Consider the following 8,283-nt stretch of genomic DNA (forward strand, 5'->3'; position numbering starts at 1 on the left):
GCGCGGACTCCGCGCACGGCAGGGCCCGGCGGGCACAGGCCCGGCACCGGCGCGCACGGGGGCGCCGGTGCTCCGACCACCCCTCGCCTCGCGCTTCCCGTGACCCGGCGGCCTCAGCCGATCGCGACGACGCCCACCGCCGCCGAACCGACCCCCGCGCGCAAGAGGACGTCGAAGAGGTAGCGGTCGCCGGCCCGCGGCGCCACGACCGCCCGCGCGCCGCTCGCCAGCACGGGGAACACGGTCTCGTGCCGCTCCCCCGGCGCAGACCCGCTCACCGCCACCAGCCGCACCGCGGCCCTGCCGATGTTCTCGAACGTCACGGAACGGGTCCTGGGGCACGGGCCGTCGTGCCCGTCCGCGCAGTGGAAGCGGACGTCGCCCAGGCCCACCAGCCCGCAGGAGACGTCGGTGGCGAAGGCGAAGCGCGAGGAGCAGACGGCTCCCACCCGCAGGTCCCGCGCGACCGCGCCGGGGGTCGTCCCACCCGGGCGGGGCCCTTCCGCGCCCGCGCCGGCGCACGAGACGGCGGACCAGGCGAGGGCGGCGGTGGCGAGTGCTGCGGAAAGGAGTGCTTTGCGCACCTGTGACTCCAAAGGTGTGCGGTCGGTGAGCCCGGCTCACCGCGGTGCCAACCGTGCCGGTCCGGCACGGGCACAGGGCTCGCAGGGCAGAAGGCGCGGGTTCGGAAGGCCTGGGTCCTGACGCGGGAAGACCGGCATCCGGCGCGGGAAGACGGAGGTCCGGCGCGAAAAGGCCAGGGTCCGGGACGCGGGAATCGGAGGGCCCAGGACGCGGGTGGGGCCCGCGAGCAACGGCTCGCGGGCCCCACCTCAGAGCGTCATGCGGATGTCAGCGGCCGTGGTGCACGGCGCGCCGGGAGGCGATGACGTCGTTCGCGTACACCAGGGCGACCCGGTGGTTGTACTGGATCGTGTACATCTTCTTGGCGCCGAAGACGACCTTGCCGTCGCTCTTGAAGTAGTCGTCGGTGAGCGCCGGCGCCGCGGTGGCGACGTATGCCTGGCCGGACGGGATGGTGTACATGCTCAGCGCCGCCTGGGTGGAGGCGCCGTAGCCGGCCGGGTACTCGGCGGCGTCCGGGTAGCTGGAGCCGTACACCTTGGCGGGCGGCGTAGAGCTCTTCACGCCGGCCTTGACGATGGTGTAACCATCACGCGCCACAAGGGTGTTGGCACCGCCCGGGTTGTAGAACCACACCTTCGAGCCGCTGAACCAGATCGCCGTCCAGGGGCCCTTCTTGCCGGCGACCACGAACTGCTGGCCGGCCTGCACGGTGTTGCCCCAGTCGTTGACGCGGTCGGTGCCGTTGCCGCCGGAGTGGATGGCCTGGTCGCCGAAGAGGGGCGCGGTGCTGCTGGGTGCGGTCCGCACGAACAGGGAGTTCGACGGCTGCGTCACCTTGGTGCACTCGGGGGTGGCTCCGGTCGGGTCGTCGCCCGGGCAGATCTCGACGGTCTGCCGGTTGTGCTTGAAGCCGGGGGCGATGGTCACCACCGAGCCGACGTCACCCACCCCGTGCTTGCCCGTGGCGGGCGCGCCGAGAAGGGCCATGAAGTGCTCCCAGTCCCAGGCCGTACCCGGGTCCCAGTGCATGCCGGAAACAAGGTCGGAGCTCGGTCCGACAACGTTGTCGTGACCAATGATGTGCTGCCGGTCCAGCGGGATGTCGAAGCGCTTGGCCAGGTACTTCACCAGTTCGGCGGTGGCCTCGTACTGCGCCTCGGTGTACCAGTCGGCGCCGTGTGCGGCGAAGCCCTCGTGCTCGATGCCGATGGAGTGCATGTTGGTCGAGTAGTTGCCCGCGTGGAAGGCGATGTCCTTCGTGGGCACCATCTGCGTCACCGCACCGTCGGAGGACCGCATCACATAGTGCGAGGCGGTCGAACTGCCCGGGGCCTGGAACGAGGCGATGGCCGACTCGTAGGAGCCCTCGATGTCGTGGATGACGATCGTGTCGATCCTGACCCCGTTGGCGGGCCGGTCGGAGACCTGGCCGTTGCTCGGCGCCGCCGGCACGAAGGTGCAATCCACGGTCGCGGGGCACTCGGCGCCGGTGTCGGCCGCGGCCTTCAGCCGCAGCTTCGCCAACTGGCCCGTGGCGGGCTTGACCTGCGGCAGGGCTGCGAGGTTGACCCGCTGCCCGTCGGCGGTGGTGCGGGCGGCCCCCTTGGACAGGGTGGCGAAGACGCGGTTGGCGAACGCCTTGGCGCCCTGCGCCTGCGAGGCCTGGCTGTACCGGGCGACCGCCCCGTACCAGTCACCGGCACCGGCGGAGGTCGATCCGCCCGCGGCCTTCTGGTACGACGCGAGAAGGGCCGCGCCGCCGCGGATGTTGGCGGCGGGGTCGTCGCGCAGTTCCTGCGCGGACAGCCCGGTGAGCTTCGCCGCGGCCTGGAGGGTGTGCAGGGCCGGGTCGGCGACGAAGGACTCGATGTCGCTGCGGCCGGCCGCCCCGGCGTCTCCGCCGGCCACCATTTCCGGCGTCACGTCGGTGAGGTGCATGGGGCCGTAGCCACCGCTCGCACTGTGCCGGCCGGCGTGGCCGTCCCATGCCGACTCCTGGTACGCCACCGCCAGCAGCACCTGTTCCGGCACGTGGTACTCGTCGGCAGCCGCGGCGAAGTCGCGCTGCAGGACGGCGTCCGCTGGCGTGGCTCCGGTGGCCTGCGCCGTCAGCGGCACGGCCACGGATCCGGCGACCACCAGCGCGCTGGCCGCGGCCAGCAGGCCGCGCTTGCGCCGCTTGGCGTGCCGGCCTGTGGGTGTTTCTGATGCCATGAAACAATTCCAAATCTTGAACGGACGAAGCCGATTCCCCCGGCTCCGCTTCGATATGACGTATCGCCGTTTCCTGTGGAAGGCTCACGCGATTCCACTCGTGCCGGAATCAAGGGCACGTGAAACTCCGTCAACGTCCGTTTTCCGTGTCTTCCCCGTACGTTTCCGAGCCGGGCAAGCCGCCACCCATGCCGGGCGACCCGGACATGACTGCCGCCGGCAGGAGGGCACACACGCAGGCGTGCGGCCGGCTGCACCTTTGCAACCGAACGGTGAGTGCGCAGTCCACCAGCCAAGTGCGCCACACCCGCCGCAACTCCCGTTCCCACGAGGGGAACGCAGAGGCGGAGGAGGGCCCAGGCCGCACCGGCGGATGAGTTCGCCACATGCCTAGCAGTCGCTCGGCACTATGCGCCACCGCCCCGACGGTGAAAGCTCACGGAAATCCTTGCCTTGTCCGGACGCGCGTGCCCCTGAGAGCCGCGGGCCCGGCCAATAGTGCTTGCTGCGTCGAGGAGTAGATCAGAAAAGAGCTGCACCATGCAAGTAAGCGTGGGGACGTAACGACATCGAACCGGGCATTACCGACCCTTCACCGGTGCGCGCGTCCACATCCCGGAATGCATCACCACCTTGACTAGTGACTTTTCCTCGTGCGAGAGTCGTCACCACTTCAACAGGTGATGCGCAGCCGTCGCGTCACCGGGACAGGAGGAGCCGCATGGGCCGAGCTGTGAGGTACGACGACATCGCGACGGGCGAGGCGCCGCCGGTTCCCTCCCCCGGGGCCTGGGCCGCCGCGTCCGGCGCAAGGAAGGGGACGCGGTGACCGCCGCCGGCGGGGAGCGCCGACCGGAGCGCGGAACCCCCGTGGCACGCCGCACCATGCTCGGCATGCTCGGCGCCGGTGCGGCCGGTGTCGCCGCGGCGCCCTGGCTGCAGCGCGCCTGGGAGGGCGTCCTCGGCGCCGCCTCCCAGGCCGACCCCACCGGACTGACCGGGGTCCTGCCCAACCCGGGCGGCTTCCGGTACTACAGCGTCGTCGGGTCGGTGCCCCGCAAGGACGCGCGCGCCTACCGGCTGAAGGTGGGCGGGCTCGTCGACCGCCCGCGCACGTACACGCTCGACGACCTCCGCGCGCTGCCGCAGCGGCGGATCGTGCGCGACGTGCTGTGCACCGATGGCTGGCGGGTGGCGGACACCCCCTTCGAGGGTGTGCCGCTGTCCCACCTGCTCGACGCGGCAGGAGTACGCCCAGAGGGCAAGGCGATCCACTTCACCTGCTTCGACGGCGTCTACACCGAGAGCCTCACCCTCGAACAGGCCCGCCGCACCGACATGCTGGTCGCCCTGAAGATGCAGGACAAGCCGGTCAGCCACGAGCACGGCGGTCCTGTCCGGCTCTACGCCGCGCCGATGTACTTCTACAAGTCGGCCAAGTGGCTGTCCGGAATCACGGTGACCGACGAGGTCGTCCCCGGCTACTGGGAGGAGTACGGCTATGACCTCGACGGCTGGCTCGACGGGGCCGACCGGCGTGGCGGCGCGCAGGCCGCCTGAGCGCTCGGCGCGGGCGCTGCGTTTCACCCGGGCCGAGCGCTGGGTGCACCGCGGCACCGGTCTGCTGATGCTGCTGTGCCTGACGACCGCGGCCTGCCTCTACCTGGGTCCGCTGGCCCAGCTCGTCGGACGCCGCCATCTCGTCGCGACCGTCCACGAGTGGTCGGGGATCCTGCTGCCGCTGCCCCTTCTGCTCGGGCTCGTCTCCCCGGCCTTCCGCGCCGACCTGCGCAGGCTGAACCGGTTCGCCGCGTACGACAGGCACTGGCTGCGCGCGGCGCGCAGGCGGCTGACCGCTCCGGAGCTGCGGCCCGCCGGCAAGTTCAACGCCGGCCAGAAGCTCTACGCGGGGTGGCTCGCGGGGGCCGTACTGGTCATGGCGGCCACCGGGCTGCTGATGTGGTTCACCGGAGTGCTGCCGGCGGTCTCCCGCACCAGCGCGATCTTCGTGCACGACCTCGTGGCCTGGGCCATCGTCCTTGTGGTGATCGGGCACATACGCAAGGCGCTGCAGGACCCCGAGGCCCGGCTGGGGATGCGCACGGGTTACGTGTCCACGGCCTGGGCGAGACGGTGGCACGTCCACTGGACGGAGGCCGAGGAGCGTCCGGCGGCGAAGGACACACCTCAGCCCTGACCCCGGCTTCGCCCTCGTACGCGCCTGCCCGGTCGGCCGGGCCCCGAAGACGGGGCCCGGCCGACCGGGCACGGTGTACGGCCCGGGCACGGCGTACGGCTACGTGCGCCGGGCTGCGGAGACCGATGCCGGGTGAGACCTGGCCGACCGCGGTCGCGCCGCCTTCTTGCGCGCCCGGTACGCGGCTGCCTTCACCCGGTTGCCGCACGGGTCCATGGCGCACCACTCGCGGCGGCCGCCGTGGGAGCGGTCGAGGTAGATCTGCGTGCACTCCGGCCTGCTGCACTCCTTGACCAGCTCGATGTCGGGACCGCTCAGCAGCCGCACCGCCTCGCGGGCCAACGACGACAGCGCCTGCCGGGGGGTCGCCTCGACCCGGCGCCCCTGCGCGGTGAGCTGCGGGACGGCGGACGGCCCGCGTGCCGCGGAGTTGAGGAGCGCGAGGGCCTCGGCGTCGTACTCCTCCTTGTTCAGGGCGGAGCTGACGAGCGAGAAGATCGCCTCTCGGAGGGCGACGGCCTCCGTCACGTCGGACGGCCGCGCACCCACGGCCCCGTCGACGAGGCCCGACTCCCAGAACCACACGTCCAGGCTCTCAGGCGTGGTGAGCATCTCCTGGGGGTCCGGGTTCCGGCGGCGCCTCAGCGTTCCCACGAAGTCCAGCACCGGCAGGCCGCACTTGAACGCATGCATCATGTCACCATTCTGGCAGGTGACGAACAACACGGCAAGACGCTGTCACTCCGGCGGTCCGCCGCTCCCGCGCACCGCGGCCCCGGGCGCCACTCACCGCACAGGCCGTGACGGCACGCAGCCTCGACGCGGCCTCCAGTGGGCGCCTGGGACAGCCCTCGATCAGGCGCGATCGCCCTGGCCGCTCGCCACGCGTCGCAGCGCGGCCGTCAGCGCGGCGAGGTCGTGGTCGCGGAAATGGTCGACGAGGTGGCGCCGCACGCTGGCGAGGTGCGTGGGCCATGCCTGCTCAAGGCGCTCGAGCCCGGCGTCCGTGAGCACGGCGTTCCAGCCCCGGCCGTCCTCGGCGCACTTGACGCGTTCCACCCAGCCGTGCTTCTCGAGCCGGATGACGACACGCGTCATGCCGCTGAGGGAGAGGCTGCAGACCGCGGCGAGCTCGCTCATGCGCATCGCGCGGCCCGGGGTCTCCGACAGGAACATCAGCGGCGAGTACTCGGAGAGCGGAAGCCCGGCCCCCTCGATCATGTCCGCGTCGACGGCACGCGGGAGCTCGAGGAGGACTCGTCCCACCTCGCGCACGAACGCTTCCTCGCTCGCGCTGAGGGCCTTCACCTGCCGCTTCGTGGTTGCCATCCCCTCACTGTAGCTGCTTGACAGGTCAATGAGACCCGCAGAGCGCCGCCTCGGGGCGAGCGCATGCCTTTGACAGTTGTCGACCGGTCGTCTAGCTTCGAAATAGGCGACCGGTCGGTTAGCACCGGGCGCCATCCCCCCGACAGCGGAAACCAAGGAACGGAGCGCCTCTCGTGGCCACCCCCGTCAAGCTCGCCATCGTCTACTACTCGTCGACCGGCACCATCACCGAGATCGCAAAGGAACTCCACGACGCCGCCGTCAAGGCCGGCGCGGAGGTCCGCGTGGTCCGCACGGCGGAAATCGCCCCGCAGACCGCCATCGACGCCAACCCGGCCTGGGCCGCCCACCACGCGGCCACCGCGCACGTGCCGCAGGCCACACCCGAGGACATCGAGTGGGCCGACGCCGTCGTCTTCGGCACCCCCACCCGCTTCGGCAACGTCTCGGCGCAGCTCAAGCAGTTCATCGACACGCTGGGCGGTCTGTGGGCCGAGGGCAAGCTGATCGACAAGGTCTACAGCGCCTTCGTCTCCAGCGCCACGGCGCACGCAGGCCAGGAGGCCACGCTCCTGTCCCTCTACACCTCGATCCACCACTTCGGCGGGATCACCGTCACCCCGGGCTTCACCCAGCCGTCCAAGTTCATCGACGGAAACCCCTACGGCACCTCCCACGTGGACGGCCAGGGCAACAACCCGGTGGACGAGGTCACCCGCACCGCGGCCCGCGTCCAGGCCGAGCGGGTCGTCCGGGTCGCCGCACAGCTCAAGGCCGCCTGAGCGGCACCCCGCAGGCAGCGGCGCCGCGCGACCCCACCACCCCTCACCGACGGCCGCGCGGCGCCGTTCCACACCCCACCGACCCACGAACGAGGAGATGCGGAAACATGCGCGTGGAGATCTGGACCGATGTCGCCTGTCCCTGGTGCTACATCGGCAGAGCGCGCTTCGCGCGGGCCCTCGCCGGCTTCGCGCACCGCGACGAGGTCGAGGTGGTGCACCGTTCGTACGAGCTCAACCCGGACGCCCGGAACGGCACGACCCCCATCATCGACGCCGTCGCGGCACAGTACGGGCGCACCCGCGAGCAGCAGGTCGCGCGGGAGGAGCATGCCGCGTCGGAGGCCCGCGCCGAAGGCCTGGACTACCGGATCGGCGGCCGCGTCCACGGCAACACCTTCGACGTCCACCGCCTGCTGCACCTGGCCAAGGCGCACGGCGTCCAGCAGGAGCTTCTCGACCTCGCCTTCACGGTGAACTTCGCGGACGAGCGCTCCGTCTACGACAGGCGGACCCAACTGGACCTCGCGGTAGAGGCGGGACTGGACCGGGCGGAGGCGGACGCCGTCCTGGCCGACCCCGAGGCCTACGCCCGGGAGGTCCGGGCCGACGAGCGGCTCGCCGCGGAACTCGGCGCCGGCGGTGTGCCGTTCTTCGTGCTGGACCGGAAGTACGGCGTGACCGGCCTGCAGCCGGCCGAGATGTTCACCCGCGCTCTGGAACAGGCCTGGGAAGCCCACACCCCGGCCGGGGCGTGACGCGGGGCGCACCGTCCGCCGCCGGAGCCGAACGCCCTGAGTCCCGCCGCTGCCCGCCCCGGCCCACGTCCGACCCCACTGCGGCGTCGGACGTGGGCCGGACGCGCCGGGCTCGACCAGCGGGGTCTGCAGGTGGCGGTCCAGGATGCCGTGGCAGCACGACGTGGACGAAGCCCCGAGGTCTGCTCCAGGCCGGAAAACCCGGACAACGGCCTGCTTCCCTGCGCGCCGCAGGGCGCCATGGCGGGGGATGCGCACCGACGGGACACCGCACTGCACGGTGAACACCTCGACGCGGCCCTCGACGCGGCCCTCGACGAAGCGCCCGGCGAGGCGGTCGCGCAGACCAGTCTCAGCACTGCTCGGTCGGCCGCGGGTCCGTGGTCGAGGGCCGCCCCGAACCGCAACCCCTGCC

At 71.7% G+C, this 8,283-nt stretch carries 9 protein-coding genes; 5 read left to right on the top strand and 4 right to left on the bottom strand.

Translation table 11 applies throughout. The features are described 5' to 3' along the window. Positions 1 to 113 precede the first annotated feature (113 nt). Complete coding sequence (locus ACRWND_RS17645; protein ID WP_431950355.1) at positions 114 to 584, bottom strand: hypothetical protein; 471 nt, start codon at positions 582 to 584, stop codon at positions 114 to 116. Between the two features lie 268 nt (positions 585 to 852). After that, positions 853 to 2,802, bottom strand: a complete 1,950-nt coding sequence (locus ACRWND_RS17650) for an N-acetylmuramoyl-L-alanine amidase (RefSeq protein ID WP_431950357.1) — start codon at positions 2,800 to 2,802, stop codon at positions 853 to 855. Positions 2,803 to 3,687: 885 nt separating this feature from the next. Between ACRWND_RS17650 and ACRWND_RS17655 the strand changes: the two genes are divergently transcribed. Beyond that, positions 3,688 to 4,362 (top strand): molybdopterin-dependent oxidoreductase, encoded by a 675-nt coding sequence (locus ACRWND_RS17655; protein WP_431950378.1) that lies wholly within the window; start codon positions 3,688 to 3,690, stop codon positions 4,360 to 4,362. After that, on the top strand, positions 4,304 to 4,999 hold the full coding sequence (locus tag ACRWND_RS17660; protein WP_431950360.1) for a cytochrome b/b6 domain-containing protein: 696 nt from the start codon (positions 4,304 to 4,306) through the stop codon (positions 4,997 to 4,999). Before ACRWND_RS17655 ends, ACRWND_RS17660 begins: the two co-directional genes overlap by 59 nt. A gap of 99 nt (positions 5,000 to 5,098) precedes the next feature. Here ACRWND_RS17660 and ACRWND_RS17665 read toward each other — a convergent pair whose 3' ends face one another. Continuing rightward, positions 5,099 to 5,692: a CGNR zinc finger domain-containing protein gene (locus tag ACRWND_RS17665; protein WP_431950380.1), complete on the bottom strand. Its 594-nt coding sequence runs from the start codon at positions 5,690 to 5,692 to the stop codon at positions 5,099 to 5,101. Between the two features lie 162 nt (positions 5,693 to 5,854). Continuing rightward, entirely contained in the window at positions 5,855 to 6,328 is a 474-nt protein-coding gene (locus tag ACRWND_RS17670) for a MarR family winged helix-turn-helix transcriptional regulator (RefSeq protein WP_431950362.1), read from the bottom strand. Positions 6,329 to 6,501: 173 nt separating this feature from the next. Here ACRWND_RS17670 and wrbA point away from each other — a divergent pair, with 173 nt between their 5' ends. The 3 genes from wrbA to ACRWND_RS17685 form a co-directional block, all read left to right on the top strand. Further along, positions 6,502 to 7,110 (top strand): NAD(P)H:quinone oxidoreductase, encoded by a 609-nt coding sequence (wrbA, locus tag ACRWND_RS17675; protein ID WP_431950364.1) that lies wholly within the window; start codon positions 6,502 to 6,504, stop codon positions 7,108 to 7,110. A 107-nt stretch (positions 7,111 to 7,217) separates the two neighbouring features. Continuing rightward, positions 7,218 to 7,868 (top strand): DsbA family oxidoreductase, encoded by a 651-nt coding sequence (locus ACRWND_RS17680; RefSeq protein ID WP_431950366.1) that lies wholly within the window; start codon positions 7,218 to 7,220, stop codon positions 7,866 to 7,868. Between the two features lie 150 nt (positions 7,869 to 8,018). Continuing rightward, positions 8,019 to 8,283 (top strand): hypothetical protein (locus tag ACRWND_RS17685; RefSeq protein WP_431950368.1); only part of this gene is annotated, 265 nt, incomplete at its 3' end.

This window comes from Actinacidiphila sp. bgisy167 (assembly GCF_965342175.1).
GTDB lineage: Bacteria > Actinomycetota > Actinomycetes > Streptomycetales > Streptomycetaceae > Actinacidiphila.

Excerpts from the sequence above, each read along its gene's own strand:
- ACRWND_RS17665 (WP_431950380.1), bottom strand. The coding sequence starts at position 5,692 with ATGCATGCGTTCAAGTGCGGCCTGCCGGTGCTGGACTTCGTGGGAACG.
- ACRWND_RS17660 (WP_431950360.1), top strand. The coding sequence starts at position 4,304 with ATGACCTCGACGGCTGGCTCGACGGGGCCGACCGGCGTGGCGGCGCGC.
- ACRWND_RS17670 (WP_431950362.1), bottom strand. The coding sequence starts at position 6,328 with ATGGCAACCACGAAGCGGCAGGTGAAGGCCCTCAGCGCGAGCGAGGAA.
- ACRWND_RS17680 (WP_431950366.1), top strand. The coding sequence starts at position 7,218 with ATGCGCGTGGAGATCTGGACCGATGTCGCCTGTCCCTGGTGCTACATC.
- ACRWND_RS17650 (WP_431950357.1), bottom strand. The coding sequence starts at position 2,802 with ATGGCATCAGAAACACCCACAGGCCGGCACGCCAAGCGGCGCAAGCGC.
- ACRWND_RS17655 (WP_431950378.1), top strand. The coding sequence starts at position 3,688 with ATGCTCGGCATGCTCGGCGCCGGTGCGGCCGGTGTCGCCGCGGCGCCC.